Below are 26998 nucleotides of genomic sequence, written 5' to 3'. Positions count from 1 at the left end.
AGCGACGGAAGGGCACGAGGCCGCCGCGCTCCTGGAGCGCACCCGCGTCGTCGTCGACCCGCATCTGCGATCGGCCGTGGAGTCGTTGCCCGGCGCCATACGCCGCATCGCGATGTACCACTTCGGCTGGCAGAACGCCGATGGAACCCCGGCCTCCGGCCAGGCCGGAAAAGCCATCAGGCCGGCCCTCGTGCTGGCCGCCGCCCGCGCGCTCGGTGGCGATCCGGAACGCGCGATCCGGGCCGCCGTCGCCGTCGAACTCGCCCACAACTTCACCCTGCTCCACGACGACGTCATCGACGAGGACACCACCCGCAGGCACCGGCCCACCGCCTGGGCGGTCTTCGGTGTCCCGGACGCCATCATCACCGGCGACGCCATGCTCGCCCTCGCCCAGCGGCTGCTGGCCGAGGACGCCCATCCGGCCGCCGCGCCCGCCGTCTCCCGGCTCTCCACCTGTGTCATCGAGCTGTGCGCGGGCCAGCAGGCGGACTGCGCCTTCGAGGAGCGCGGACCCGACGAGGTCACCCTCGACGAATGCCTCACCATGGCGACCGCCAAGACCGGCGCCCTGCTCGGCTGCGCCTGCGCGCTCGGCGCCCTCTACGCCGGGGCGGAGGACCGGGCGGTCCGGGCGATGGACGGGTTCGGCCGGGAGGCGGGGCTCTCGTTCCAGCTCATCGACGACCTGATCGGCATCTGGGGCGACCCCGACCGCACCGGCAAGCCTGTCGGGGCCGACCTCTCCGCCCACAAGAAGTCCCTGCCCGTGGTCGCCGCCCTCACCTCGGGCACCCCGGCCGCCGCCGAACTCGCCGCGCTCTACCGGGGGCCCATGAACACCGCCGCCGACGTGAGCAGGGCGGCCGACGCGGTGGACCGGGCCGGCGGGCGCGACTGGGCCCAGGGCTGCGCGGCCGACCGGATGGCCCGGGCGGTCCACCACCTCTCCCGGGCGGTCCCCGACCCGAGCGCGGCGGGCGACCTGCTGGCGCTGGCCGAATTCGTCACCCGCCGGACCAGCTGACCCACCTCGGGTGACCGGCGACACCCTGTCAACTCTAGTATTCCGGAGGTTGGTTGAAGGAAGGCAGCGCAGAGAGGCGGCGGCCCGTCATGGGTATACGGATTCAGCAGGCGGAGCGACGCGACCGGGGGCTCGTCGTCTCGGTCATGGAGGAGGCCTTCCACGACGACCCGGTCAGCGGCTGGGTGTTCCCCGACGAGGCGCACCGGCGCGCGGTCCACGGGAAGTTCCTCGGTGTCTTCGTCGACGTCGCCCTCGACGAGGGCCGTATCGACATCGCCGAGGACGAGGCGGCCGTGGCCCTGTGGCTGACGGTGCCCGCCGGGGCCCCGGAGGAGGAGGACCCCACGCCCGCCCTGATGCGTGAGACCGCCGACCCGGACAACGAGCGTTGCGAGCTGGTGGGCAGGCTCACCGGGGCGGTTCACCCGCACGACCGCGCGCACGCCTACCTGCTGATGATCGGCGTCCGCCCCGACCGCCAGGGAGAGGGCATCGGGGCGGAGCTGATCGGGGCCGAGCTCGAACGCTGCGACCGGGAGGGGCTGCCGGCCTATCTGGAGGCGAGCAGTGCCCGGAGCCGGGCGCTGTACGAGCGGCTCGGATTCCGCTTCCTCGGCCGCACGGTCGACCTGCCGGACGGCCCGCCGATGTACCCCATGTGGCGGGAGCCCCAAGCGGGTTGATGTCGGTGGCAGGGGCTACAGTCCCTGCCCATGACAGATGAGTCGTGGGCCGGCTGGTACCGGGACCACAAGGGTTCCGATTCCGTCGTTCTCACCACGGACGGACAGTGGATCCGGATCCGGATCAGAGGGGCCGATTTCGAGGGCGAGAGCTTCGACGGCCTGAGGCCCGTCGCGGGCGTGCCGCCGGAGAACGGAACGTTCGGTCTGCGGGACGGCGTGCTCGCCGACTGCGTCCTGGAGTGGGACCGACCGCTGCCCGTTCTCGTCGCGGGCACGCCCCGCCCCGCCACGCTCAGTTGTCTGCTCTCCCTGCGCCGGGCCGAACCGGATTTCCATCTCGCCCTCCACCTGGACGGCGCGGTGTACGAATCGGCCCGCGCCGAACGTGACTTCGCCGCGGCCCTGGCGGCTGTCCAGCGGCTCCTGCCGGACGACGTCAGCGTTGAGGCCTGTTTCGCCCGGTCCGGGGCGGCCTGACCCGAAGCCGTCCAGCCGCCACCGGCTACCCGGTGACCGGCGCTCTCCCGGTCACCGCCGGCCTCCCGCCCCCGCGTCCCTGCCGACCCGCTCGCCTCCGCCCCGTACCGCGTCCCGGTACGGGGCGGACGCGCGTCTCCTCCGCGCCGCTCCGTTGCCTCCGCCATATTGTTCTACTAGCATGCGAACAACGGAGGTTTTCCATGACCAGCAAGAACCTTGGCCGCGTCGCTCTCGCCGCCCTGCCCTTTCTGCTCGCACTCTTCATCGACCTCACGCTCTACGCCGCCGTCGAGGACCGCCTGCCCGACCGGCTGGCCGTCCACTTCGACGCCGGCGGATCCGCCGACGGGTTCATGAGCCTCGGCGCCTATCTGCTCTTCACGCTCCCCTCGCTGCTCGTGCTCGGTGCGCTGTGGGCGTTCATCGCGGTCAGGGGCGGGCTCCACGGCCGCGCCGACCGCTGGTTCATCGGCGGAGGTTTCGCCGTGGCCGCGTTCCTCGGCTATCTGCTGGTCGCCGTCCTGTTCGTCAACGTGGACGGCCCCGAAGGCGGTCCGGCCGACGGGCTCCCGCTGTGGCACATCGCGGCGGCCCTCGCGGCGGCCGCCCTCGCCGGAGCCCTCGGGGCGCTGCTGTCCCGGTCGGCCCCGCTGCCCGAGGACCCGCGTCGCCCCGGCCCGGCGACCAGGGAGAGGATCCTGCTCGCCGACGGCGAGGTGGCCGCCTGGGGGTGCGGCATCGGCGCCTGGTGGGCACCGGTCGCCGTGCTGGTGCTGCTGGCGGCCGGTGTCACCGCGGGCCGGGAGCAGAGCTGGTTCATCGGGGTGCCGCTGATTCTGTTCGCCCTGGTGACGGGCACCTTCTGCCGCCCCCACGTCACCGTGGACCGGCGCGGCCTCACCGTCTCCGGCCTGCTGCCCCGGCCCCGGGTGCGGGTGCCGCTGGAGCGGATGGAGATCGCGGACAGCCGCCCGGTCAACGCCCTCGCGGAGTACGGCGGCTGGGGCTATCGCATCCGCCCCGAGCGCAGCGGGGTCATCACCCGCTCGGGCGAGGCCATCGTCGTCAGCCTGACGAGCGGCCGCGAGTTCGCCGTCACCGTCGCGGACTCGGCCACCGGCGCCGCTCTGCTCAACACGCTGCTCGACCGGCAGCGGGCGGGGCGCTGACCATGCTCTTCCGGGTCGATCCGACCTCCACCGTGCCGCTCGGCGACCAGATCGCCGCCTCCGTCCGGCGAGCGGTCGCCGAGGGCACGGTGGCCCCGGGTGAGCGGCTGCCCGCCGCCCGGGCGCTCGCCGCATCCCTCGGCGTGAACGTCCACACCGTGCTGCGCGGCTACCAACGGCTGCGCGAGGAAGGGCTCATCGAGCTGCGCCGGGGCCGGGGCGCGGCGATCACCGCGGGCGCCTCGCCGCAGCGCGCCCGGCTGCTGGAGAGAGTCCGCGAAGTGGTCGCCGACGCCCGGGACCTGGGCATGACCGAGGACGAACTGCTGACCCTCGTCCGTAACGAACTCGACGCCTGACCCCGGCGCCGGACAGCGCAGAGGGCCGCTCCGGAGACGGAACGGCCCTCTGTGTGAAGCGGCGGGGGGCAGGCCGGCCCCGGGACGGGGGACCGGCCTCCTGCTCCCTCGTGGGGAGCCGCACGGTGGTGCGGAACGGGGTGCGCAGCGATGCCGTGTACGAGTCAGGAGGCCGCGGCGGCGAACCCGTAGCGCCACAGCTGGTCGACCCGGGCCCGCTCGTTGTAGTCCGGCTGGGCGTTGGTGCAGGACGGGCCGGGGCCGCCGCCCGACATCAGCTGGCTGCACGGGCCGGAGTAGGTGTCGGGGAGGCCGAGGACGTGCCCGGTCTCGTGGGTGGTGACGCGGGTCGAGTTGTACTGCTGGTTCTGCCGGTAGTCCAGGAAGATGTAGCCGCGGCCGTGCCCGTCGGTGCTCGCGTAGGAGCCCCGGGAGTCGTTGCCCTCGTAGTACCGGAAGTCCGCGTTGGAGCCCTCCTGGAGGCGGACGTTGGAGACCGAGCTGTTCCAGATCTGGGTGCTGCGGGCTATCTGGGTGCGGAAGCTCGGGGCGCTGGACGCGTTGTACGTGACGGTGACCGCCAGCGCTCCCGGGTTGGCCGCCCGCTTCTTCGCGACCGACTTCATGACCGCGTCGTGGAACGCCTTGTTGGCCGCGGCGTTCTCGCTCGACCCGGTGTAGGCGGCGATGGTCGAGGCGGTGGACGTCGTGGGCGTGACGGGGGCCGGAGCGGCGGTCACGGCGGGTGCGGCGCCCAGCGTCGCCACGAGGCCGAGACCGGCGACTGCGGAGGCGAGAACGGTCCTGAGGTGTCTCATGGGGGGTCTCCTACGGATCCGGTGAACCCATGCCGTGGGGGTGCCCTGGGTAGGGGCCCGGCGTGGGGGCGGTACGGGGAGAGTGTGGTGGAGCCGACAGGCGTCGCGGATGATGTCAAACGGGGATAGGGCCGCCCTATCCCCGGTGACCGAACTGGTGCGGGCGCCCGTCCTGTTGGCCAACACTCGGTGAAATAAGGCCGTTTGTTGGGACAGCGACGTCTGGCGTGCGACTGGTGGCGGTCATAGTCTCCGCAGCATGGAGCTGGAGGTGAGACACCTCAGGGCGCTGTGCGCCATCGCCGACGCGGGCAGTCTGCACCGGGCGGCCCGTCGCCTCGGCGTGAGCCAGCCCTCCCTGACCACTCAGCTGCAACGGATCGAGAACGTTCTCGGTGCCGAACTGTTCCTCCGTGAACGGACCGGCTGCCGCCCGACCCCCCTGGGGCGTGCCGTCCTGAGCCGGGCCCGGCCCCTCGTCGACGGTATGAGCGACCTGGTCGCCACCGCGCTGGCGGAGGCCGAGGCCGCCCGTCCCCGCGGCCCCCGGCTGCGCATCGGCTCCACCGCGAGCCGGGTCATCGGCGGCTGGCTGCGCCGACTGCGGGTCGCCCTGCCCGGCACCGACATCTCCCTGCGGGTCGACGTCTCCGCCCACGCGCTGCTGCGCTCGGTCGCGGCGGGCCGCCTGGACGTTGCGTTCGTGCACGAGGTGGAGGGCTGTCCGCTCACCTTGCCGGAGGGCCTGGAGCAGCGCGTACTCGTGGACCGGGAACCGCAGTTCATCTCCCTCTCCCGGGACCACCCGGCCGCCCGCCGCCGCGTGGTGGAACTCGGCGATCTGGCGGGCGATCCGTGGATGGTCGATCCGACGGTGGACGGCGAGTGGGACGGGGTACGCCGGGTGCTCGGCGCCGCCGGACTGAACCCGCCGGTCCTGCACGGCGACTACCTCACCGCCGCCTCCCTCGTCGTGCTCGGCGAGGCGGTCGCCCCCTGTCAGCCGACGTCGGGCCCGCGCGACGACATGGTGATCCGCCCGCTGCTGGGCGATCCGCTCGCCGTCCGCCTCCTCCTGGCGTCCCGGCCCGGGACCGACATCGAGGTGGTGTACGCGCAGTTGGAGGACGCCTACCGGGACGCCGCACGACGGGCGAGCGGCTACCACGAGTGGCTCCTGCGCCACCGCTCCCCGCTCGCCCGTACGTCCTGACCCGTATGGTTCCGCGCGCCCCGGAGAGTTCCCCGTTCCGCTGACAGCGTGCCCGGGTTCCTTTGCCGTCCGCCGGTGGGCAGAGTCGTTCCATGAGGCTTCTGATGCTGGGCGGTACGGAGTTCGTCGGACGGGCCGTCACCGACGCCGCGCTGGAGCGGGGCTGGGACGTCACGGTGTTCCACCGCGGCCGCCACGCGCCCCCGCCCGGTGTGAGCGCGCTGACCGGGGACCGGACCGCGGGCGCGCGGGGGCTCGCGGCACTGGCGGAGAGCGGGCGGGACTGGGACCTGGTCGTCGACACCTGGAGCGGCGCCCCGGCGGCCGTCCGGGACGCCGCCCGTCTGCTGTCCGGCCGGGCGGGGCACTTCAGTTACGTCTCCAGCCGCTCGGTGTACGCCCATCCGGCCGCCCCCGGGCTCGACGAGGACGGCCCGCTGGTGACCGGGGCCTCGCCCGACGCCGGCGGGGACGCGCCGTACGACCTGGCCAAGCGCGGCGGCGAGCTGGCCGCCCTCGACGTCTTCGGGGACCGGGCCCTGCTGGCGCGGGCCGGGCTGATCATCGGCCCCGGGGAGAACATCGGCCGGCTTCCCTGGTGGCTGTCGCGTATCGCCCGCGGCGGACCGGTGATCGCCCCCGGCCGGCCCGGCACCGAGCTCCAGTACATCGACGCCCGGGACCTGGCGGCGTGGATCCTGGACGCGGCGGCGGACGGCCTCCACGGCCCGTACAACACCGTCAGCCGCCCCGGCCACGCGACCATGGGCGAGCTGCTGGGGGCCTGTGTACGGGCCACCGGCTCCGACGCCGAGCTGCGCTGGACCGATCCCGAGGTGCTGCTGGCCGCCGGGGCCGAGCCCTGGAGCGACCTGCCGATCTGGCTGCCGCCGGGCGAGCTGTACGACACGCTCCACCGGGGCGACCACACCAAGGCGTACGCGGCGGGGCTGCGCTGCCGCCCGGTGGTCGAGACCGTCGCGGACACGTGGGCCTGGCTGCGGGCGCTCGGCGGCACCGCGCCCCGGCGCCCCGACCGCCCGGCCGTCGGCCTCGACCCCGAGCTGGAGGCGAAGCTGCTGGCGCTCTGACGGCTGCCGACGCGTCGGCGCCCTGACACTCGTGCGCTCCGACCCTGCCACTCCCGCGCGCGTGTCGCGCGAAGAAACCACCTATAGGCCTACGTAACCGGGCAAGAGTGGCGTGTCATACAAAACGACAATGTGGTGAGCATGCATATTGCGCGGCATGGAACAGAAGGCGCGCAGGCGCGGCAACGCAATCCGGGCAGCAGTGACAGTGGCCACGGCCGCGGCGATGGTGGGCGTGCTGGCCCCGGCCGCGGGGGCCGATCCGCTGCCGGGCGGACTGGGACCCTGCCTCGGCAGCTCCTGCCCGCCCAGCTGGAACGATCCCAACAACGGTCCGGTCGTCGGCTTCGACAGCAACATCAACGTCTTCGTCGGCGGGGACTTCCTGGTCCGCGAGGCGGCGGCCGAGGCGGAGGGCAAGGTCGTCACGCTCGGCGAGTTCGACATGAACAAGCGGGCGGGGGTCTCTCAGGTCTACAACGTCGGTATCGCGGGTGTCGGCTCGCGGGTCCCGCCGCCGGACGGCTCCGACTACCTGACGACGGGCGGTGACATCACCATCGCCGAAGGCCAGCGCCTCCTCGCCGAGGAGGGTGAGCACTCCGGCCGCGTCGCGTACGCGGGGGAGCTCACGGGCACGGTGAACCCCACCACCGCCCCCCGCTTCGACGGGGACGCGGCAGCCCCCTTCACCCAGCTGCGCCCGCAGCTCACCGAGGCCAGTCAGTGCTACGCGTACGACGGCGCCGAGCACCGGGAAGCGACGGGCACGTGGCAGCAGGTCGGTGACGTCATGACGTTCACCGGCGACGGCACGTCCGCGATCCAGATCTTCGACGTGGACGCGGACCTGGAGTCGGAGGCGGGCGGCAACACGGGGTTCGTGTTCAACGGGATCCCCGAGGGCGCGACCGTCCTGGTCAACGTGTACGGCAGCACCCGCAGCGTCGCCACGTTCATGGGTTCGTTCCCCAACGAGGGCCTCCGCGAGAACCTGCTGTGGAACTTCCCGGACGCCACCGACCTGTCGCTGACGGGCCCGGCCCAGTTCGAGGGCAGCGTCCTGGTCGGCCAGCCGACGAGCGCCACCGTACTCAGCATGAGTGGTACCAACGGACGCTTCTACACGGCGGGTTCGCTCACCCACACCTCACAGGGCCAGTCGGGCGGCCAGGAGATTCACGCGTACCCCTTCGACGGGGACCTGCCGTCGTGCACCCCCGACCCGACGCCGACGCCGACGGATCCGACCCCGACGCCGACGGACCCGACGCCGACGCCGACGGACCCGACGCCGACGCCGACGGACCCGACGCCGACCCCGACGGATCCCACGCCGACGCCGACGGACCCGACGCCGACCCCGACGGATCCCACCCCGACGCCGACGGACCCGACCCCGACCCCGACGGATCCCACGCCGACGCCCACCGACCCGACCCCTACCCCCACCGAGCCGACGCCTTCCCCCACCGAGCCGACGCCGACCCCGACCGCCACCCACCACACGCCGCGCCCCACGCACTCGCCGAGCCACCCGGGTGAGCTGCCCGACACCGGCTCCCGCGGCGGCGAATGGATCATCGGGTCCATCGCGGCAGCGCTGGTGGCCGCCGGCGGTACGGTCCTCGTGGCCACGCGCAGGGCTCGTCGCCGCACCTTCTGACCGGCGCGAAGCAGCGCCCGTTAGCGTGGTTCGATGACCGAACCGCTGCTGCACCTCGCCGAAGCACCTCTGTGGGAGGCGGCCCGCGGGACAGGGACGTACGAGACGTCCACCCGCGGCCGCACCCTCCAGGAGGAGGGCTTCATCCATCTCTCGCTGCCCCACCAACTCCCCGGTGTGGCGCGGATGCTCTACGGGGGCGACGACCGGGACCTCGTGGTCCTGGTCGTCGACCCCGGCCGCCTCACCGATCCCGTCCGGTACGAGGCGATGAAGCCCGGCGGCGAGGAGTTCCCGCATCTGTACGGCCCGCTTCCCGTAGGCGCGGTCGTCGAGGTGCGGTCCCTGGCCGACTGGTACCACGACCGACGAGAGGAAGAGGAATCCCAGTGATCGGCCCCCTCACCGCGGTGACCGGAGCGAGCGGAGCGGTCGGCGGCCGGGTCGCCCGACGGCTGGCCCGGACCGGTGTCCCCGTGCGGCTCCTCGGCCGCGACCCCGCCCGGCTGCCCGACATCCCCGGCGCCGACCACGCGCCCCCCGCCCCCTACGGCGACGGGGAGGCCATGCGCCGCGCCCTCGACGGAGCCCACACGCTGTTCCTGGTCTCCGCCCACGAGAGCCCGTACCGGGTCCGCGAGCACACCACCGCCATCGACGCCGCCGTGGCGGTGGGGGTGGAGCGGATCGTGTACGTCTCCTTCCAAGGGGCCGCGCCCGACGCCACGTTCACCTTCGCCCGCGACCACTGGGACACCGAGGCCCACATCCGTACCGCCGAGCTCCGCCACACCTTCCTGCGGGACAACTGGTACCTCGCGGGGCTGCCCGCGATGACCGGGACCGACGGCGTCCTGCGCGGACCCGGCGGCGACGGGCGGGTGGCGGCCGTCGCCCACGAGGACATCGCCGACGCGGCGGCGGCCGTCCTGCTGGACGAGGGCACGGACCACGACGGCCGGGTCTACGACCTCACCGGGCCCGAGGCGTTCACCCTCGCCGAGGCGGCCGACGAGCTGAGCCGGGTCACCGGACGGCCCGTCGTCTACGTCCCCGAGACCCGGGAGGAGGCCTACGCCTCCCGGGCCGGTTACGGGGCCGAGGACTGGGAAGTGGCCGGCTGGGTCACCTCGTACGAGGCGATCGCCAACGGCGAGCTGGCCGCCGTCTCCGACGCGGTGCCCACGCTCACGGGACGTCCGGCGCAGAGCTTCGCCCAGTTCCTGGTGGAGAACCCGGACAGCTACCGCCATCTGCTCCCCGGCGGCTGACCGGGAGACCCCCGCCTCAGCGCCACGGGATGTGACGCCACGGACTGCCCTCGCTCTCCGTCAGCAGACGGTGGGCGAGGACGTTCTGTTCGTAGAACGGCCCGTACTCCTCCTCGTCGAACCGCAGCACCCGCCCCAGCGCGTACCCGGCGGAGAACTCCTCCCACGAGCGGTACGCCGACTTGCTCAGCGCCCCGGCGTACACGATCGCCGCCTCCGCGTCGGCCGGACCGCAGAACCGCGCCGACAACCCCCAGCGCGCCAGGTTCACCGCCCGCCCGTAGTCGTACGCCACCGTCGTGCGCACCCGGCCCTCCGGCGGCAGCAGCCCGTCCGCGCGGAACCGGGCCTCGTAGCGCATGATCCGGCGCACCAGGTCCTCGATGCCCTTGACCGTGCTCGCGTCGGCCCCGAGGTCCTGGGCGTGACCGGCGGCGGTCTCCCGCCACAGATCCGCCGAGGGGGCTTCCCCGATGGCCGCCGCCAGCTGTTCGCGGGCGCGCAGCGCGAAGTCCGGTTCCGGCGGGCTGTTGGCCGCGTCCAGCAGGAAGTCCAGCTCCCGGCGCCACCCCTCGTGGCCGGTGATGCCCCAGGAGTCGCGGAGCTGCTCGCGCTCGTCGACGTACTCGCGGTAGACGGTGCCGACCTCGTTCCACGGGACGGCGTTCCCGATCGCCAGATGCACCCCGCAGGCCAGCCCGTACGCCAGCGGCCCGTGCAGCGCGCCGTGCCGCAGGGCGACGAGCCGGTTGCCCGACGCCCGGTCGTTCTCCGCGTACGCCCGCTGCCACAGGGCCAGGTCGGGCGGGGCGGTGGGCAGCAGCAACTGACCGGGCGTTCCCACGTTCACGCCCAGCCACACCTGCGGATCGGACCAGCCGAACTCGGCGACCCACCGCAGCGAGACCCCGCGGAAGACCCAGTCCGGGTGCCACGCGGGCAGCATGCCCCGGGTGAGGAGCGGCCGGCAGACGAAGCCCGCCGGGTCGACGTGCCGTCGCCACATCACGGTGTCCGGATCGGCGTCCACCTCGGCGCGCGGGGCCGGGATGTACAGCTCCGTCCCGGCCAGCGCGGCCAGTTGGCCCCGCACGTCGCCGCGCAGGGCGGCCTCGTGGAGGAGCTGCTCGGTCTCGGACGGCGGAACCCAGGGGGCGGGGGCCCAGGGCGCGGACCCGGGCGCCCCGGGGGCCGGGGGAGCGGCGTGAGAGCCCGGGTCGGGGATCGGATGCGGATTCATGAGGTTCATGACCAGGGGAGGTTCCGGTAGGGGCCGGTGGGGTCCTGGGTCAGGGTGCGGTGCTCGGCGAGCGACTGTTGGTACGTGTCCTCCGCCGCCTCCGGGCCGTCGTCCTCCGCGCGGTGGACCAGCCGGGCCATGAGGTAGCCGAGGGAGAAGTCCGGCCAGGAGGAGCAGGCGCTCCGGGCGAGTTCGCCCAGGCGCAGGACGTCCTGCTCGGCCTCGTACGGGTCGGTGTACCGGGCGCCGAGCGCGAGCCGTACGACGTTGACCGCCCGGCCCAGGTCGAAGGCGGCCAGGGTGTCGACGCGGCCGTCCGGGGCTAGCGCGCCATCGGCCCGGAGCTTGTCCTCGTACAGGGTGATCCAGCGCAACGACCGTTCCGCCAGGGCCCGGTCGTAGGCGTCACGCGCGGCGAACGCCCGGCCCACCGCCTCGGCCCACTCCTCGCGCGCCGGTGTCCGCCCCGTGCGGGCGGCCAGGGTGTGCCGGGTGCGCAGGACGGCTTCCTGGACGCGCCCGACCAGCTGGTACTTCATCAGCGACGCGAGGCGGTCGCGGTACTCGGCGCGGTGCTGGATGCCCCACGGACGGCGCAGCCGGGCCCGGTCGGTCGCGTAGTCCTCGTAGGCGGCGCCGAGCCGGTTCCAGACGAGGCCGTTGGTGACGGCCAGGTGGGCGCCGAGCGCCAGTCCGTGGGCGAGCGGGCCGTGCAGGGGCCCGCCGCTGTCGGTGAGCAGCATCCCCCGCTCGGTCCCGCCGAGGCGTTCGGCGGCCTTCAGCCAGGCCTTGAGGCGCCCGGGCCGGGCGTCGACCATCGCCGCGTACGGGGTGCCGTGGTTCACCGCGAGGCGGCGCACGTCGTACGGCCAGGTCCGGGCCAGTTCGCCGAGACCCACCTCGCGGAAGACCCACTCCGGGTGCCAGGGCGGCAGCATCCCCTGGGTCAGGACCGGGACGCAGGTCCGCCGGGTGGCCTCGTCACGGATCGTGGGCAGCGGGGCCGTCCAGCCGGGGATGTCCGCGTGCAGCCGGGCGACGAGCACGTACAGCCGGGTCCGCGCGAGCAGTTCCACCACCGCGTCGGCGCTCCCGGCCCCGACGGCGGCGGACAGCGCGCGCTCGATCTCCGTGGGCGGCACCGTACCGACGCCCCCTGTTCCTGCCCCGTTCCCCGTTGTCACGGAGCCGATCCTACGGAACGGGCCCCGCGCCCGGCCCGGGTGGTCAGAGGCCCGCCGGGCGGACCAGCCCCGACTCGTACGCGAACACCGCCGCCTGGGTCCGGTCGCGGAGGCTCAACTTGACCAGGATGCGGCCCACATGGGTCTTCACCGTCTGCTCGGCGACGATCAGCTGCCGGGCGATCTCGGCGTTCGACAGGCCGCCCGCGATCAGCGTCAGCACCTCCGTCTCCCGCTCGGTCAGGTCCCCGACCCGCTCCTTGAGCGGGGCGCGGGGCGCCCCGGCCGTCCGGGAGAACTCCACGATCAGCCGCTTGGTGATGTTGGGGGAGAGCAGGGCGTCGCCCGCCGCCACCACCCGGACGGCATGGGCGAGTTCATCGGCGGAGGCGTCCTTGAGCAGAAAGCCGGAGGCGCCCGCACGCAGGGCCTCGTAGACGTACTCGTCGAGATCGAACGTGGTCAGGACGAGCACCTTCACCGTCGAGCCCTCGGGGGAGGTGATCCGCCGGGTCGCCTCGATGCCGCCCAGCTCCGGCATCCGGATGTCCATCAGGACGACGTCCGGGGTGAGTTCGGCGACCTTGTCGATCGCGTCGAGCCCGTTCACGGCCTGGCCGACGACCTCGATGTCCGGCTCGGCGTCGAGCAGCACCGTGAAGCCCTGGCGGACCATCATCTGGTCGTCGGCGATCACGGCACGGATGGGTGGATTCATCGGGCTTCCTCGGTCGTCCGGGTGGTCTGCGTGCTGGTGCCGGGCAGGATCGCGGTGACTTCCCAGCCGCCGTCGGGGGTCGGTCCGGTGGCCAGTTCGCCGCCGAGCATCGCCGCGCGCTCACGCATCCCGAGCAGTCCGTGGCGTACGCCGGGGGACGGGGCGGCCGGTCGCTTGGGCGGGGAGTTGACGACCCGGACGGTCAGCCCGGCGGGCCGGTGGCCGATCACCACCTCGGCGCTCGCCCCGGGCGCGTGGCGCATCACATTGCTCAGGGACTCCTGCACGATGCGGTACGCGGACAGCTCGACGCCCGGCGGGAGGGGGCGGGGGTCGCCGGTGGTGGAGACGGTGACGGCGAGACCGGTGGAACGCACGGTGGCGACCAGCTCGCCGAGCCGGTCGAGACCGGGCTGCGGGGCATGCCGCGCACTCTGCGCGGGCGCCTCCTCCGAGCGCAGGACCCCCAGCACCCGGCGCAGTTCGGTGAGGGCTTCGAGCGCGTTCTCGCGGATGCCGGTGAGATTCTCCCGCAACTCCTCGGTGGGGTGCTCCACCAGATGCGGGGCGACCTGCGCCTGGATGGAGATCACCGACATGTGGTGGGCGACCACGTCGTGCAGCTCGCGCGCGATCCGGTTGCGCTCCTCCAGCAGGGTGCGCCGCGCCCGCTCCTCGGCCGTCAACCCGGCCTGGACGACGAGGTCCTCACGGGCCAGGCGCAGGCTGCGCAACGCCGCGCCGAGGACCAGGGCGACGACGAACACCGGCGCGGAGCGGTCCAGGTCGAGGTTGTGCCGCTGCGTCTGGTGCAGCGTGAGGGCCATGCCCGCCAGCAGGGTGAGGGCCAGCGCCCCCGTCGCGCGGCGCAGCGGGACGCGCAGCGCCAGCAAGAACAGCGCCCCGCCCTGGAACACCATCCCCATGACGCTCCAGGGGAACAGCCGGTCCGGGCTCATGACCGGCTCGGTGACCAGGACCGTGGTCACCGAGAGCGCGGTCGCCGCCCACCAGGCCCCGACCGGGCGGATCATCCCGGCCACCAGCACCACGGACTGCGCCAGGGCGGCCAGCACCGCCCACCCGCTGACTCCGTTGCTCGCGTCCGTGACCAGCTCGTTGGTACGGGGCACCGCGAAGCAGGCGGCCGCGATGATCAGCAGCACCAGCAATGACGGCCGCCACGCCGGCGCGCCCGGCTCCCCCATGCGCGGCACCCGGTCGGCGGGCGCGGCCCACAGCTCCTCGTACAGCGCACGCGGCGCACGGCGCACCGCCGCCCGCAGGCGCACCGCTCTCGATGACGTCACGGCCCCCACCGCCCCCTCGGCTCGACCAGCCCACAGACTAGGCACGACGCGCCCGTCCCTTCCGCTCGGGGGCGGCCTCCCGCACGACGAGGGAGCCCCCGACCGTACGGCGTCCGCCCTGCTCGTAACCCCGGAACGCCGCCCAGCACCCCAGCAGCGCCAGGGCGAACACCGGCAGCCAGAGCAGTCGGGCGGCCACCCAGCCGGCTCCGTCGGGCACGGTGTGCAGCCCCGGCAGCGGCCCGTCCGCGAGCAGCAGCGCGCTCGTCGTCACCACGATCATCGCGGTCTGGTGCCAGAGGAACACGGTCATCGCCGCCAGGTTCACCACCGCCACCGCGGCCCACGCGGCGGGCCTGCGCAGCACCCGGCGCAGTGGCCCGAGCAGGAGCAGCGCCGCCCCGCACTGGGCCAGGCCGAACGCGACGGCGGCCGGGCTCGGCGGGTCCAGGTTGGACATCCGGCCGCCCGGAACGCCGACCATGGACGCCGGATAGCCGGCCCACAGCACGAGTCCGGCCGCCGCCGTCGCCCCGCCGAGCAGCAGCGCCCAGCGGCTCCTCCGGCCGCGCAGCCCGCCCCGGGCCACCAGCGCCCCCAGGCAGTACGGCACCAGCCACCCCGCGACCACGTTGACCCACCCCAGCTCCCGCGGACCGCCCAGACCCAGGCGTACGAGGTCGACGTGCAGCACGATCACGAGCGGCCACATCGGGTGCAGCCGCGCCACCAGCGGAGTCAGCGCGGTCAGCACGGCGAAGACCAGCAGGAACCACAGCGGGGACCAGACCAGCTTGCCCAGCGCCCGGACGGTCGACTCGCCCGCCCCGGCCGCCAGCATCGCCGCAGCCGCGAGCGTCCACACCACCAGCACCGCCGCCACCGGCCGGAACAGCCGAGCCAGACGGCCGCCCACCCACGGCCCGTACGGCACACCCCGCTTCCGTGCCGAGGCCCAACTCCCCGCCGCCACCATCCCGCCGACCAGGAAGAACACCGCGAGCGTCTGGAACACCCAGGAGACGGGGGCGAGGTGCGGCATGGCGGTCAGCGGACTCGCCCCGCGCACCGTGCCGCTGTCGGCCACGAGCGCGGTGACCAGCCAGTGCCCGCCCACGACGCCGAGGATCGCCAGGGCCCGCAGGGCGTCGACGGCCCGGTCGCGGCCGGGCGGGGTGGCGGCCTCGATCCGCGCGACGAGCCCGGTCATCGGGAGGCCCCCAGCGGTTCGGCACCGGCCACGATCCGGGCCAGATTCGTCAGCGAACGCGAACCGCGCAGCAGATAGTCGCTGTGGCCGCCGTCGCCCGCGTCGAACACCTCGGCCCCGAACTCCTCCGTCACCGGATCGGTCCCGAACCCCACCGTGGCCACGAACGGCACCCGCACCCGGACGTGGGGCACGCGGGCGATCCAGTCGTCACCGCCGCGCCCCGCCCACACCCGCGCACCGGTACGGAGCGCGGTGGCATCGTCGCTGCCGACCCCGGGGCTGCCGTAGAGGACGAGGGCGTCGGCGGAGGTCCCCGGTGCGGACCGGGCGCAGATCACCGAACCGTACGAGTGGCAGAGCAGGCTGATCCGGGCGGCGGGGCGCACGGCGCGCACCTCGTCCACCAGGGCCCGCAGCCCCGGCGCGGCGTCGTCGGCCCGCCCGGTCGTCAGGGCGGCCGGGCTGACGGTGGCGGGTGAGCGGTACCCCAGCCAGACGACGACGGCCCCGCCCTCGCCCAACTCCCGGCGCAGGGCGGTCGCGTCGCGCCGCAGCCGCCCGTACGCGTCCAGGCCGACACCGGCTCCCGGCACCAGGACGGCGATCCGCCGAGCCGAGGACAGCTCGCCCACGACCTCCACGCTCCGGCCGCCGTCCCGCCCGTCGAAGGACAGGAACTGCCGCCCCGGCGCGGCCATCCCCCGCAGCGAGTCCGCCCGCTTCAGGTCCCCGTGCGCCTCCGCCGCCCGCCCGGCCGCCCGGATGTCGCTCCGGCTGACGGCGTACCGCTCCGCCAGCGCCGCCGCACCCGCGTCCCGCAGCGGCCCGAGCACGGTCGGCGCGGGGGCGGGCACGGCCTCGGGACGGGCCGCCCCGGACACCGGCACGGCCACGGCGAAGGTGACGAGGGCGGCGAGCAGGGAGCGGCGCAGACGGGGTCTGCGCGGGCGGTCGGGCATGGGGAGGGGTCCTTCCGTACCGGGGTCCTGGGGTGCTTCCGGTACAGAAGGTAGGGAGGAGCGGCGGTAGTCGACGTCCCGCTCGGGAGGGCACCTGCGGGGTGGCTCTCAGGTATGACGTGGGGGACGCGGCCCGGGAGTGCGGCTCCGGCCGGTCGGCGCGTACCGCCGTCTCCACGCCGGCGAGTTGGGCGGCGAAGAAAAGACCGCACCCGGTCCGTGATGGACGCCGTTTTACGGCGGCCTGTGGACCGGGTGCGGACCGGGGCCGGTGGCCGGACGGGGAACGGCCCCGGTCCGCACGCGAAACGTGCGGACCGGGGCCGTCGAACCCTGTGCGGGTGATCAGGCCTTCTTGGTCTCCCAGAAGATCCGGTCGACCTCGGCGATCAGGTCCAGCGCCTTCTGGCCCGTCTTCGGGTCGTTCGAACCCTTGGCCGCGGAGAGCGCCTTCAGGGTGTCGTTGATGAGCTGGTGCAGCTCCGGGTACTTCTCGAAGTGCGGGGGCTTGAAGTAGTCGCTCCAGAGCACCGAGACGTGGTGCTTCGCGAGCTCGGCGCGCTGCTCCTTGATCAGGACCGCGCGGGTGCGGAAGTCCGCGTCCTCGTTGGCCTGGTACTTCTCCTGGACGGCCTTGACCGACTCGGCCTCGATGCGGGCCTGGGCCGGGTCGTACACGCCGCAGGGCAGGTCGCAGTGGGCGCTGACCTTCACCTTGGGGGCAAACAGGCGGGAAAGCATGGAGCTGTCCTCCTCGTGATCGTCTTCTCAGGTGGGACATTACTCCGTGGAGTGCCGCTTTCCGTGGCTGCCCCAGGGGCTTAGGTCAAAAGTCCGGTGTGAGAATCGGGCCGTCGGCCGAATGTACGGGGCGGTCCGCGGAAGGGCGTCCTACGGGACGGTGTACGGAGGAGGAGCGGACGGTGGCGCAGATGCCGGAGCGGCGACAGGTGTCCGGGGGCGGGCGGGTGACGCGGCGTCCGCTGCGGGTGGTGGAGGTGACGGGGCCCTCGATGGTGCCCACGCTCTACCACGGCGATCTGCTGCTCGTGCAGTACGGCGTGCCCGTCCGCCCCGGTGACGTGGTCATCCTGCGGCACCCCTTCCAGCAGGATCTGCTGGTGGTGAAGCGGGCCGTCGAGCGGCGGCCCGGTGGATGGTGGGTCCGGGGCGACAACACCTTCGCGGGCGGGGACAGCACGGATTACGGGGTCGTGCCCGAGGAGCTCGTGCTGGCCCGGGTGCGGGCCCGCTACCGGCCCCTGGCGAAGGGTCAGCGGTCGGTGACGGCGGTGCTGGGCTGGGCGGTCTCCGCGCTGCGGCCGGTGCGCTCGGCCTCCTCGCGCTTGCGGGCCCGGTAGGCGGCCACGTTCGCCCGGGTCGCGCAGCGGTCCGAGCAGTAGCGCCTGGAGCGGTTGGTGGACGTGTCCAGGTAGGCGTTGCGGCAGGGTGCCGCCTCGCAGAGGCCGAGCCGGTCCACGCCGTGCTCGGTGAGGTGGAAGGCCAGGCCCATCGCCGCGATGGCCGCGTAGCCCGCGGTCGCGTTCGACGGGTGGTCCGCCAGGTGCATGTGCCAGTCCGGCCTGCCGTCCTCGTCCCGGAAGTCGTGCCCCGAGATCTGCGGGCTCACCGGGAATTCCAGCAGCAGCGAGTTCAGCAGGTCGACCGCGAGTGTCTCCTCGCCGTCGTCCGCGGCCTCGAAGACCGCGCGCAGCCGTGCCCGTACGGAACGGAACCGGGTCACGTCCGCCTCCGTCGCCCGCCGTGCCGCCTGCCGGCTGCCGCCGAAGAGCTCCCGGACCGCCTCGACGGAGATGAGCGTGTCCTTGCTGCGGGCCGGCTCCTCGGTGTTGACCAGGCGCACGGCGTAGTCCGAGTAAGAGGCCAGTTCCACTTGTAGTCCTTACGGCGTCGGTCTAGAGTCGGGGCATCGACCAGTGTAATGGTCGAGAGGTTCTATCAGGCATTACGGCAGGTATGGCGTGGAGGCTGATGTGACGGAGACGGCTACGGGCACCGACTGGCAGTCCTGGCAGGAGAGCTGGGACCGGCAGCAGGAGTGGTACATGCCCGACCGCGAGGAGCGGTTCCGGGTGATGCTGGACATGGTCGAGGCGGTCGTCGGACCGGAACCGCGGGTGCTCGACCTCGCGTGCGGTACGGGAAGTATTACGGACCGGCTCCTCAAGCGGTTCCCGAACGCCACGAGTACCGGCGTCGATCTCGACCCCGCGCTCCTGGCCATCGCCCGCGGCACCTTCGAAGGCGACGACCGGGTCACCTTCGTCACCGCCGACCTCAAGGACCCGGACTGGACCGAGCGGCTGCCCCACACCTCGTACGACGCCGTCCTCACCGCCACCGCCCTGCACTGGCTGCACAGCGAGCCGCTCGCCGCGCTGTACGGGCAGCTCGGCGGGCTCGTCCGGGACGGCGGGGTCTTCATGAACGCCGACCACATGATCGACACCGGCACGCCCCGCATCAACGCCGCCGAGCGCGCCCACCGGCACGCCGCGATGGACCGCGCCAAGGCCGCGGGCGCCCTGGACTGGGCGGAGTGGTGGGCCGTCGCCGCCAAGGACCCCGTCCTCGCCGCACCCACCGCCGAGCGGTTCAAGATCTACGGCGAGCACGCGGACGGCGACATGCCCTCCGTCGACTGGCACGCCCGTACGCTCGTCGCCTCCGGCTTCGGTGAGGCCCGCGCGGTGTGGGCGTCCCCCTCGGACAGCCTGGTCCTCGCGGTGAAGTGAAGCAGGGCGCGGGAGCAGGACGAAGAGGGCGGTACGGACATGTGTCCGTACCGCCCTCTTCCGCATCGGCTGTCAGCCCGCCGCTACAGCACCTTCGACAGGAACGACTTCGTGCGGTCGTGCTGCGGGTTGGTCAGCACCTCGCGCGGGTGGCCCGACTCGACCACCACGCCGTCGTCCATGAAGACCAGCGCGTCGCCCACCTCGCGGGCGAAGCCCATCTCGTGGGTGACGACGATCATCGTCATGCCGTCCTCGGCGAGGCCCCGCATGACGTCCAGGACGTCGCCGACCAGCTCGGGGTCGAGCGCGGAGGTCGGCTCGTCGAAGAGCATCAGCTTCGGCTCCATGGCCAGCGCGCGGGCGATGGCCACGCGCTGCTGCTGGCCGCCGGAGAGCTGCGAGGGGTAGTTCTTCGCCTTGTCGGCGAGGCCCACCCGGTCCAGCAGCTTCTCGGCGCGGGCCCGGGCCACGGCCTTGGCCTCGCCCTTGACCTGGATCGGCGCCTCCATGACGTTCTCCAGCGCCGTCATGTGCGGGAACAGGTTGAAGCGCTGGAAGACCATGCCGATGTCGCGGCGCTGGAGGGCGACCTCGCTGTCCCTCAGCTCGTAGAGCTTGTCGCCCTTCTGCCGGTAGCCGACCAGCTCGCCGTCGACCGAGAGCCGGCCGGCGTTGATCTTCTCCAGGTGGTTGATGCACCGCAGGAAGGTCGACTTGCCGGAGCCGGACGGGCCGATCAGGCAGAACACCTCACGCGGGGCGACCTCCAGGTCGATGCCCTTGAGGATGTGGGCGGCGCCGAAGGACTTGTGGACGCCCTCGGCCTTCACCATGGGGGTGGTCATGCGGAGACACCTCCGGAGGGCCGGTTGCCGAACGCGGTGAGGTTGACCTTGACGCGCTGCCACGGCGTGAGCGGCAGCGAACGCAGCGAGCCGCGGGCGAAGCGGCGCTCCAGGTAGTACTGGCCGACGCTGAACACACTGGTCATCACGATGTACCAGATGGACGCGACGAACAGCATCTCCATCACCGCGTACGACGTGGAGCCGATCTGCGAGGTGGAGCGGAGCAGTTCGTTGTACGTGACCGCGTAGACGAGCGACGAGGTCTTCAGCATGTTGATGAACTCGTTGCCGGTCGGCGGGATGATCACCCGCAGCGCCTGCGGCAGGACCACGCGGCGCATGGTCTTCGCCTGGGTCATGCCCAGCGCGTGCGAGGCCTCGGTCTGGCCCTCGTCGACGGACTGGATGCCGGCGCGGCAGATCTCCGCCATGTAGGCGGCCTCGTTCAGCGCGAGACCCAGCAGGGCGCACATGAACGGGGTCATGACGTCCGTCATCTCGTCCTTGTAGATGAACGGGATGTTCAGCACCGGGAAGATGAGCGCCAGGTTGAACCAGAGCAGCAGCTGTACGTAGACCGGGGTGCCCCGGAAGAACCAGATGTACAGCCAGGCCACCCAGCTGGTGACCGGGTTCTTCGACAGCCGCATCACGGCGAGCACGATGCCGAGGATCACGCCGAGCACCATCGCGAGGACGCTGATCAGCAGGGTGCGGCCCGCACCGGCGACGACGTTCTTGTCGAACAGCTTGTCGCCGACGGCCTGCCACTGGATGTTGCCCTGCGAGAAGGCGTACACGAGAGCGACGAGGAGGCCGATGACCACGACGCCGCTGATCCAACGGCCGACGTGGCGGACGGGAATGGCCTTGATGTTCTCCGGGGCCGTGGTGGCGGCCTTGGAGACGGACACCTGGCCGGCCGGTGGGGCGGCGGGTGTCTTGTCGAACTTGTCAGTCATGGTGACTGCCCTTCGGTGAAGCGTCCGGTCACTTGCCGCCGTTGATGGCGGCCTTGTCGATCGCTCCCGTACCGGCGCCCCACTTGTCGAGCACCTTCTGGTACGAACCGTCGGCGATGATCGCGTCGACGGCCTCCTTCAGGGCGTCACGCAGCCCCGTGTTGTCCTTCTTGACGGCGATGCCGAACGGGCCGGCGTCGACCTGCTCGCCCACGACCTCGAACGCGTTGCCGCCGTCGGCCTTGCGGGCCAGGTCGACCGCGACCGGGTAGTCGTTGACGCCGGCGACCGAACCGCCGGACTTGACGCGGGTCTGTGCCTCGGTGTCGTTCTCGAACGACTCGATCTTGATGGCCTTCTCGCCGCCGTCCGTGCAGGCCTTCGACTGCTTCTTGAGGGCCTCCTCGTACGTGGTGCCGCGCTGCACCGCCGCGGGCTTCCCGCACAGGTCCTCGATGGACTTGATGTTCTGCGGGTTGCCCTTCTTGGTGTACACGGCGGTGCCGGCCAGGAAGTAGTCGACGAAGTCGACGCCCTCGCCCAGCTTCTTGCCGGAGTCGTCCAGACCCTCCTGGCGCTGCTTGTTGTCCGTGATCGACGACATCGCGATGTCGTGGCGGCCGGAGTTCAGGGCGGTGATGAGGCCGTCGAAGGAACCCGAGGTGAACTCGAACTTCACACCGAGCTGCTTGCCGAGCGCGGCGGCCAGATCGGGGTCGACACCCACGATCTTCCCGTTCTCCACGGACTCCATCGGGGCGTATTCGGCATTCGTGCCGACCTTGATCACACCGGACTTCTGGTACTTCTCCGGCAGCTTCGAGAAGAGCGGAGCGCCGCTCTTGGTCTCCTTGCCGCTGCCGCTCTCCTGGGAGGCGCTGTCGGTCTGGTCGCCACAGGCGGTGAGGAGCAGCGTGCCGGCGACCGCGATGGCGCCGACCGCCGCGATCCGGGCCCTGGCGGTCGTACGACGCGTGGTGCTTGCGGTCATGTCGGGATCCTCCGGCAGGTGAGGGTGAGGTACTGATGGGGCGGCTTGGCACGCACCTTCGAGTGTCGCCACCTCGTGTGAACGGCATCCTGCCATTCGGACTGGCCCATTCAGGGGTCCTGCCATGTCAAAATCGGATAACGGGCGACCCCCGAACATCAACGGCCGGTACCTCGGGACCGGACCTTCTGCAGGGATTCATTCCCCCCGCCGGAGAATCTTCGGTGCGTCTCGACTGGTGGACGGCATTTATGCCGGTTTGCCGACTTGTCCAGATATTCGACTATGAGTCACGTCACCGCGTCGATATGGACTCGTCCGTAACACCGTTCGTCCGGTAAGAAAGACGTTTACACCCCTCATCCGGGGCTCAGGGCGCGTGTGCGGCGCGCCCGCGCGTATGTACCTCTCCCTGCCAGGGCGGGCCAACCGCTCGGTGCGGGGCACGTACGCGGTGCCCGCCCACCCCTCCTCAACCAGGAGTGGCCACCCTCAAACGATGAAGACTTAAGGGGTCAACACCATGGCAGCGGAGATCGTCAATCCTCGCAGCGACAGCACCATCGACAACGCCACCGACCGTGGCATCCAGCGCACGCGCGCGACGGGCACCGGGGCCGACGAGCCCTTCGATCCGGCCTTCGCCCTCCACCGGGGCGGGAAGATGGCCGTGCAGTCCACCGTCCCGATCCGGGACAAGGACGACCTCTCCCTGGCGTACACGCCCGGAGTGGCGAAAGTGTGCAGCGCCATCGCCGACAACCCCGAGCTCGTCCACGACTACACCTGGAAGTCCCAGGTCGTGGCCGTCGTGACGGACGGCACCGCCGTGCTCGGCCTCGGCGACATCGGCCCCGAGGCGTCCCTCCCCGTGATGGAGGGCAAGGCCATCCTCTTCAAGCAGTTCGGCGGCGTCGACGCGGTGCCGATCGCGCTCGCGACCACCGACGCCGACGAGATCGTCGACACCGTCGTCCGGCTCGCCCCGTCCTTCGGCGGCGTGAACCTGGAGGACATCTCTGCCCCCCGCTGCTTCGAGATCGAGCGCAAGCTCCAGGAGCGGCTGGACATCCCGGTCTTCCACGACGACCAGCACGGCACCGCGGTCGTCACCCTCGCCGCCCTGCGCAACGCCGCGAAGCTCTCCGGGCGGACGCTGGGCGATCTGCGCGGTGTCATCTCCGGTGCGGGCGCGGCGGGCGTGGCCATCGCCAAGTTCCTGCTGGAGGCGGGGATCGGCGACGTCGCGGTGGCCGACCGCAAGGGCATCGTCAGCCGCGACCGCGACGACCTCACCGAGGTCAAGCGCGAGTTGGCCGAGCTGACGAACCGGGCCGGGATCTCCGGTTCGCTGGAGCAGGCGCTGGCCGGTGCGGACGTCTTCATCGGCGTCTCCGGCGGTACGGTCCCGGAGGCGGCGGTGGCGTCGATGGCGCCCGGCGCGTACGTCTTCGCGATGGCCAACCCGAACCCCGAGGTCCACCCGGAGGTCGCGCACAAGTACGCGGCCGTGGTGGCGACCGGGCGGTCGGACTTCCCGAACCAGATCAACAACGTGCTCGCCTTCCCGGGCATCTTCGCGGGCGCGCTCCAGGTCCGGGCCTCCCGGATCACGGAGGGCATGAAGATCGCCGCGGCGAACGCGCTGGCGGACGTCGTGGGCGATGAGCTGGCGGCGGACTACGTGATCCCCTCCCCGTTCGACGAGCGGGTCGCGCCTGCCGTCACGGCCGCCGTGGCCGCGGCGGCGCGGGCGGAGGGGGTGGCTCGGCGCTGAGGTTGTAGCCGAGCTATGCGTGAGGGGCGGGGCCCGTACTCGTACGGGGCCCGCCCCTGTGCCCAGCCCCTGCGGCGCTTGAGCGGCGGGGGCCTGGGGGCGGAGCCCCGGAACCCGCTGCTCAAGCGCCGCAGGGGCTCAGTGGTGCGGCTCGAACGCCGCAGGCGCTGGGTTTGTTGGTGCGCGTCACACGGGGAGGCGGTTTCGCCGAGGACCCGGCCCGCCTATCGTCGACCCATGTTCGCCGCCTACGCAGCCCGCATCGACCCCGACCAGCCCCTCGACGGCCTGGAGCTGGGCGATCGCCCGGCCCCCGAGGCGCGTCCCGGGTGGTCCACCGTCACCGTCCGGGCCGCTTCCCTCAACCACCACGATCTCTGGTCCCTGCGCGGCGTCGGCCTGCCGCAGGACCGGCTGCCGATGATCCTCGGCTGCGACGCGGCCGGCGTCGACCAGGACGGCAACGAAGTCGTCCTGCACTCCGTCATCGGGCAGTCCGGGCACGGTGTCGGGCCGAAGGAGCCGCGCTCCATCCTCACCGAGCGCTACCAGGGCACCTTCGCCGAGCAGGTCACCGTCCCCACCTGGAACATCCTCCCCAAGCCGGAGGGGCTCAGCTTCGCCGAGGCCGCCTGCCTGCCGACCGCCTGGCTCACCGCGTACCGGATGCTGTTCACCAACGCCGGGGTGCGGCCCGGGGATTCCGTGCTCGTCCAGGGCGCCGGCGGCGGGGTCGCCACCGCCGCGATCGTGCTCGGGAAGGCCGCCGGGCTGCGGGTCTTCGCCACCAGCCGGGACAAGGCCAAGCGCGAGCGGGCGGTCGAACTCGGCGCGCTGGAGGCGTACGAGCCCGGTGCCCGGCTTCCGCAGCGCGTGGACGCCGTCATCGAGACCGTGGGGGCCGCCACCTGGTCCCACTCCGTGAAGTCGCTGCGCCCCGGCGGCACGCTCGTCATCTCCGGGGCCACCAGCGGTGACCGGCCCGCGCACGCCGAGCTGACCCGGATCTTCTTCCTGGAGCTGAAGGTCGTCGGCTCCACCATGGGGTCCAAGGACGAGCTGGAGGACCTGCTCGCGTTCTGCGCCACCACCGGCGTGCGACCGGTCATCGACGAGGTGCTGCCGCTCGACCGGGCCCGCGAGGGGTTCCAGCGGCTGGAGTCCGGCGACCTGTTCGGGAAGATCGTGCTCACGCCCACCCCCTAGGCCCGCAAGAACTGCTCCACCACAGATACTTGAACAAGTCTCAGCTTTGCTGATGGGATGCCGCCCATGCGAATGGGCAGAGCACTCATGGCACTTGTCGTCGCGTCCGTGCTCGCGGCGGGGGCCCTCGCCCCCGCCGCCTCGGCGCGCCCCGCACCCCGCTCCTCGTCCCCGTCCCCTTCCTCGTCCGCGTACGAACGCGCCCTTCCGCCTCTCACCGACGACCGGGGCCGCACCCTCACCCTGCGCGGCTGGAACGTCGAGGACAAGGCGAACCGCGGCGAGGACGCCCTCAGCGCCATCACCGAACGCCACTTCCGCGACCTGCGCGCCAACGGCTTCAACTTCGCCCGGCTGCTGGTCTTCTGGGACGATCTGGAGCCCCGGCGCGGGCAGTACAGCGCCCGCTACCTCCACAGGATCGAGCGCATCCTCGACTGGGCCCGCAAACACCGCGTCCACGTCCTCATCGATGCCCACCAGGACGTCTTCGGGCCCGCGTTCGGGCACCGGGGCATCCCGGAATGGGCCACCAGGACCGACGGGCTGCCGTTCACCCCGAACCCCGACGACTGGTTCTCCGAGTACTTCCAGCCCGCCGTGCAGCGGGCCTTCACCCACCTCTACGAGGACCCCGACCTCCAGCGCGCCCAGGCCGCCATGTGGCAGCTCCTCGCCGAACGGTTCGGCCGCCACCCCGCCGTCATCGGCTACGACCTGATCAACGAGCCCATGGGGGAGCTGCGCCCCGGCGAGGACCTGCCGACCGCCGCCCGCCGCATCGAGGCCGAGCACCTCACGCCCCTGTACAACCGCCTCGCCCGCGCCGTCCGGGCGAAGGACCGCTCCACCTGGATCTTCGTCGAGCCGACCCCCATCGTCGGCGAGGGCGTGCCCACCGGGCTGGGGCGCATCGAGGACAGCCGGACCGTGTACGCCCCGCACTTCTACAACACCGCCATGGAGGCGGGCGCCGACTACGACCCGGACGCGGGCTGGATCGAGGCGTACGAGGCCGCCGTCACCGCCTATCCGGCCCGCCACCGGATGCCCGTGGTCGTGGGGGAGTGGGGGCCGCTGAACAACGCCCTCCCCAACATGGGCCGCTTCTACCGGGAGGCCGTCGCCTCGCTGAACCGCTACAGCTCCGGCTGGGCGGGGTACGTCTGGTGCTACGGCGGCGGCTACTGCGCGGTCGACGAGCGCGGCCGATTCCGTACGAACAAGGAGCAGACCGCCACCCCGTACGCCCCGGCCGTCGCCGGAACCGTCCGCTCCGACACGTACGACGCGGGTACGCGCACCTACCGCCTCGCCTACCGGGCCGCCGTCCGGCCCGGGGTGACGGAGCTGTCCCTGCCGCCCTCCTCCCGGGGGTGGCGTGTCTCCGTCACCGGCGCCGCCCGCGTCCTCGGCGACGGGGCGCGCGGGGGATGGCCGGCCGTCGTGGCGTGGCCCGGGGCGGAGGTGGTGGTGACCGTGCGGGAAGCTGGCCCTTATGGACGAACTGACCACCCCTGAAGGGTTTCTGCTGCGCCCCTGGCTGCCCGACGACGCCTCGGCGGTCCTCCGCGCGTTCGCCCCGGCCGAGATGGACCGCCAGACGGACCGGCCCGTGGACGACCGGTCCGGGGCGCTGGCCTGGATCGCGGAACGCGCGCGCGAACGAGGGGCGTGCACCGGCTACTCCTGGGCCGTCGTGGGGGAGGACGGCGAGGCGCTCGGCTGTGTGGCCCTCAACGTCGTCAACCGGACGCACGACAGCGGCTGGGTCTCCTACTGGACCACCGAATCCGCCCGCGGCCGGGGCGTCGCCCCGGCCGGCGTGCGGGCCCTCGCTCGCTGGGCCTTCGACGAGCTCGGGCTGTACCGGCTGGAGCTGGGACACCGCACCGACAACGTCGCCTCCTGCCGGGTCGCGACCCGCTCCGGATTCGCGTCCGAGGGCATCGAACGGGCCAAGCTGCGGTACGGCAAGGTCCGGTACGACGTCGAGCGGCATGCTCGCCTCGCCGACGATGTTGTCAACTTCCATTGACGCGCGACAG

General features: G+C 72.5%; 27 protein-coding genes and 1 pseudogene. 16 read left to right on the top strand and 12 right to left on the bottom strand.

The window, feature by feature from the left end:
• The 5 genes and pseudogenes from IE145_RS31020 to IE145_RS31000 form a co-directional block, all read left to right on the top strand.
• On the top strand, positions 1-1027 hold a 1027-nt coding region (locus tag IE145_RS31020), incomplete at its 5' end, for a family 2 encapsulin nanocompartment cargo protein polyprenyl transferase (RefSeq protein ID WP_189528751.1).
• Between the two features lie 89 nt (positions 1028-1116).
• A complete protein-coding gene (locus IE145_RS31015) occupies positions 1117-1713 on the top strand; it encodes a GNAT family N-acetyltransferase (protein WP_189528750.1) in 597 nt (198 codons plus the stop codon).
• A 30-nt stretch (positions 1714-1743) separates the two neighbouring features.
• Positions 1744-2175: pseudogene (locus IE145_RS31010) on the top strand (DUF6304 family protein); the annotation flags it as partial.
• A gap of 221 nt (positions 2176-2396) precedes the next feature.
• Complete coding sequence (locus IE145_RS31005; RefSeq protein ID WP_189528748.1) at positions 2397-3365, top strand: SdpI family protein; 969 nt, start codon at positions 2397-2399, stop codon at positions 3363-3365.
• 2 nt (positions 3366-3367) lie between these two features.
• Entirely contained in the window at positions 3368-3724 is a 357-nt protein-coding gene (locus IE145_RS31000) for a GntR family transcriptional regulator (protein WP_189528747.1), read from the top strand.
• A 164-nt stretch (positions 3725-3888) separates the two neighbouring features.
• On the opposite strand, the gene snpA is transcribed toward IE145_RS31000, so the two are convergent.
• Positions 3889-4542 (bottom strand): snapalysin, encoded by a 654-nt coding sequence (gene snpA / locus IE145_RS30995; protein ID WP_189528746.1) that lies wholly within the window; start codon positions 4540-4542, stop codon positions 3889-3891.
• A 259-nt stretch (positions 4543-4801) separates the two neighbouring features.
• Between snpA and IE145_RS30990 the strand changes: the two genes are divergently transcribed.
• The 5 genes from IE145_RS30990 (at position 4802) to IE145_RS30970 (ending at position 9783) form a co-directional block, all read left to right on the top strand.
• Positions 4802-5755, top strand: coding sequence for a LysR family transcriptional regulator (locus IE145_RS30990; protein WP_189528745.1), 954 nt, complete (start codon positions 4802-4804; stop codon positions 5753-5755).
• Positions 5756-5847: 92 nt separating this feature from the next.
• The gene (locus IE145_RS30985) at positions 5848-6846 is read left to right on the top strand and encodes an NAD-dependent epimerase/dehydratase family protein (protein WP_229825977.1); all 999 of its coding nucleotides are present in this window, start codon (positions 5848-5850) and stop codon (positions 6844-6846) included.
• Positions 6847-7003: 157 nt separating this feature from the next.
• Complete coding sequence (locus IE145_RS30980) at positions 7004-8512, top strand: choice-of-anchor A family protein (protein WP_229825976.1); 1509 nt, start codon at positions 7004-7006, stop codon at positions 8510-8512.
• A gap of 33 nt (positions 8513-8545) precedes the next feature.
• A complete protein-coding gene (locus IE145_RS30975) occupies positions 8546-8905 on the top strand; it encodes a DUF952 domain-containing protein (RefSeq protein WP_189528744.1) in 360 nt (119 codons plus the stop codon).
• Positions 8902-9783: an SDR family oxidoreductase gene (locus IE145_RS30970; RefSeq protein WP_189528743.1), complete on the top strand. Its 882-nt coding sequence runs from the start codon at positions 8902-8904 to the stop codon at positions 9781-9783. Before IE145_RS30975 ends, IE145_RS30970 begins: the two co-directional genes overlap by 4 nt.
• A 16-nt stretch (positions 9784-9799) precedes the next feature.
• Here the strand turns inward: IE145_RS30970 and IE145_RS30965 are convergent, their stop codons facing one another.
• The 7 genes from IE145_RS30965 to sodN form a co-directional block, all read right to left on the bottom strand.
• The gene (locus IE145_RS30965; RefSeq protein WP_373296652.1) at positions 9800-11023 is read right to left on the bottom strand and encodes a DUF1266 domain-containing protein; all 1224 of its coding nucleotides are present in this window, start codon (positions 11021-11023) and stop codon (positions 9800-9802) included.
• A gap of 5 nt (positions 11024-11028) precedes the next feature.
• Positions 11029-12207, bottom strand: coding sequence for a DUF1266 domain-containing protein (locus IE145_RS30960; protein WP_189528742.1), 1179 nt, complete (start codon positions 12205-12207; stop codon positions 11029-11031).
• 43 nt (positions 12208-12250) lie between these two features.
• The gene (locus IE145_RS30955) at positions 12251-12925 is read right to left on the bottom strand and encodes a response regulator (protein ID WP_189528741.1); all 675 of its coding nucleotides are present in this window, start codon (positions 12923-12925) and stop codon (positions 12251-12253) included.
• A complete protein-coding gene (locus IE145_RS30950; RefSeq protein ID WP_189528740.1) occupies positions 12922-14244 on the bottom strand; it encodes a sensor histidine kinase in 1323 nt (440 codons plus the stop codon). Before IE145_RS30950 ends, IE145_RS30955 begins: the two co-directional genes overlap by 4 nt.
• Positions 14245-14272: 28 nt before the next feature.
• Positions 14273-15445 carry an acyltransferase family protein gene (locus IE145_RS30945; protein ID WP_189528739.1) on the bottom strand — a complete coding sequence of 391 codons (1173 nt, stop codon included), beginning with the start codon at positions 15443-15445 and terminating at the stop codon, positions 14273-14275.
• Positions 15442-16407 carry an alpha/beta hydrolase gene (locus IE145_RS30940; RefSeq protein ID WP_189528738.1) on the bottom strand — a complete coding sequence of 322 codons (966 nt, stop codon included), beginning with the start codon at positions 16405-16407 and terminating at the stop codon, positions 15442-15444. The genes IE145_RS30945 and IE145_RS30940 overlap by 4 nt, the downstream gene beginning before the upstream one ends.
• A 345-nt stretch (positions 16408-16752) precedes the next feature.
• The gene (sodN, locus tag IE145_RS30935; RefSeq protein ID WP_003966342.1) at positions 16753-17148 is read right to left on the bottom strand and encodes a superoxide dismutase, Ni; all 396 of its coding nucleotides are present in this window, start codon (positions 17146-17148) and stop codon (positions 16753-16755) included.
• 191 nt (positions 17149-17339) lie between these two features.
• On the opposite strand from sodN, the gene sodX reads away from it, so the two are divergent.
• Positions 17340-17768 carry a nickel-type superoxide dismutase maturation protease gene (gene sodX / locus IE145_RS30930; RefSeq protein WP_078489397.1) on the top strand — a complete coding sequence of 143 codons (429 nt, stop codon included), beginning with the start codon at positions 17340-17342 and terminating at the stop codon, positions 17766-17768.
• On the opposite strand, the gene IE145_RS30925 is transcribed toward sodX, so the two are convergent.
• Complete coding sequence (locus IE145_RS30925) at positions 17681-18301, bottom strand: CGNR zinc finger domain-containing protein (protein ID WP_189528737.1); 621 nt, start codon at positions 18299-18301, stop codon at positions 17681-17683. The two genes, sodX and IE145_RS30925, sit on opposite strands and share 88 nt — an antisense overlap.
• 100 nt (positions 18302-18401) lie before the next feature.
• Between IE145_RS30925 and IE145_RS30920 the strand changes: the two genes are divergently transcribed.
• Positions 18402-19163, top strand: coding sequence for a class I SAM-dependent methyltransferase (locus IE145_RS30920; RefSeq protein ID WP_189528736.1), 762 nt, complete (start codon positions 18402-18404; stop codon positions 19161-19163).
• Positions 19164-19246: 83 nt separating this feature from the next.
• Here the strand turns inward: IE145_RS30920 and IE145_RS30915 are convergent, their stop codons facing one another.
• The 3 genes from IE145_RS30915 to IE145_RS30905 are packed head-to-tail and all read right to left on the bottom strand — an operon-like array spanning position 19247 to position 21967.
• Positions 19247-20011, bottom strand: coding sequence for an amino acid ABC transporter ATP-binding protein (locus tag IE145_RS30915; RefSeq protein ID WP_100561495.1), 765 nt, complete (start codon positions 20009-20011; stop codon positions 19247-19249).
• Entirely contained in the window at positions 20008-20976 is a 969-nt protein-coding gene (locus IE145_RS30910; protein ID WP_189528735.1) for an amino acid ABC transporter permease, read from the bottom strand. Before IE145_RS30910 ends, IE145_RS30915 begins: the two co-directional genes overlap by 4 nt.
• A 28-nt stretch (positions 20977-21004) precedes the next feature.
• A complete protein-coding gene (locus IE145_RS30905) occupies positions 21005-21967 on the bottom strand; it encodes an ABC transporter substrate-binding protein (RefSeq protein ID WP_189528734.1) in 963 nt (320 codons plus the stop codon).
• Between the two features lie 523 nt (positions 21968-22490).
• On the opposite strand from IE145_RS30905, the gene IE145_RS30900 reads away from it, so the two are divergent.
• The 4 genes from IE145_RS30900 to IE145_RS30885 all read left to right on the top strand — a co-directional run bounded on the left by IE145_RS30900 (position 22491) and on the right by IE145_RS30885 (position 26988).
• Positions 22491-23744, top strand: a complete 1254-nt coding sequence (locus tag IE145_RS30900; RefSeq protein ID WP_189528733.1) for an NAD(P)-dependent malic enzyme — start codon at positions 22491-22493, stop codon at positions 23742-23744.
• Positions 23745-23981: 237 nt separating this feature from the next.
• Positions 23982-24950, top strand: coding sequence for a zinc-binding dehydrogenase (locus IE145_RS30895; RefSeq protein WP_189528732.1), 969 nt, complete (start codon positions 23982-23984; stop codon positions 24948-24950).
• An 87-nt stretch (positions 24951-25037) separates the two neighbouring features.
• Positions 25038-26471, top strand: coding sequence for a cellulase family glycosylhydrolase (locus IE145_RS30890; RefSeq protein ID WP_189528731.1), 1434 nt, complete (start codon positions 25038-25040; stop codon positions 26469-26471).
• The gene (locus IE145_RS30885; RefSeq protein ID WP_189528730.1) at positions 26449-26988 is read left to right on the top strand and encodes a GNAT family N-acetyltransferase; all 540 of its coding nucleotides are present in this window, start codon (positions 26449-26451) and stop codon (positions 26986-26988) included. Before IE145_RS30890 ends, IE145_RS30885 begins: the two co-directional genes overlap by 23 nt.
• Positions 26989-26998: the final 10 nt, after the last annotated feature.

It is taken from the genome of Streptomyces sindenensis (genome assembly GCF_014649035.1).
Lineage (GTDB): Bacteria > Actinomycetota > Actinomycetes > Streptomycetales > Streptomycetaceae > Streptomyces > Streptomyces sindenensis.
The sequence above is the reverse complement of the archived record's forward strand: the minus strand, read 5'-3'. Positions and strand labels throughout refer to the sequence as shown.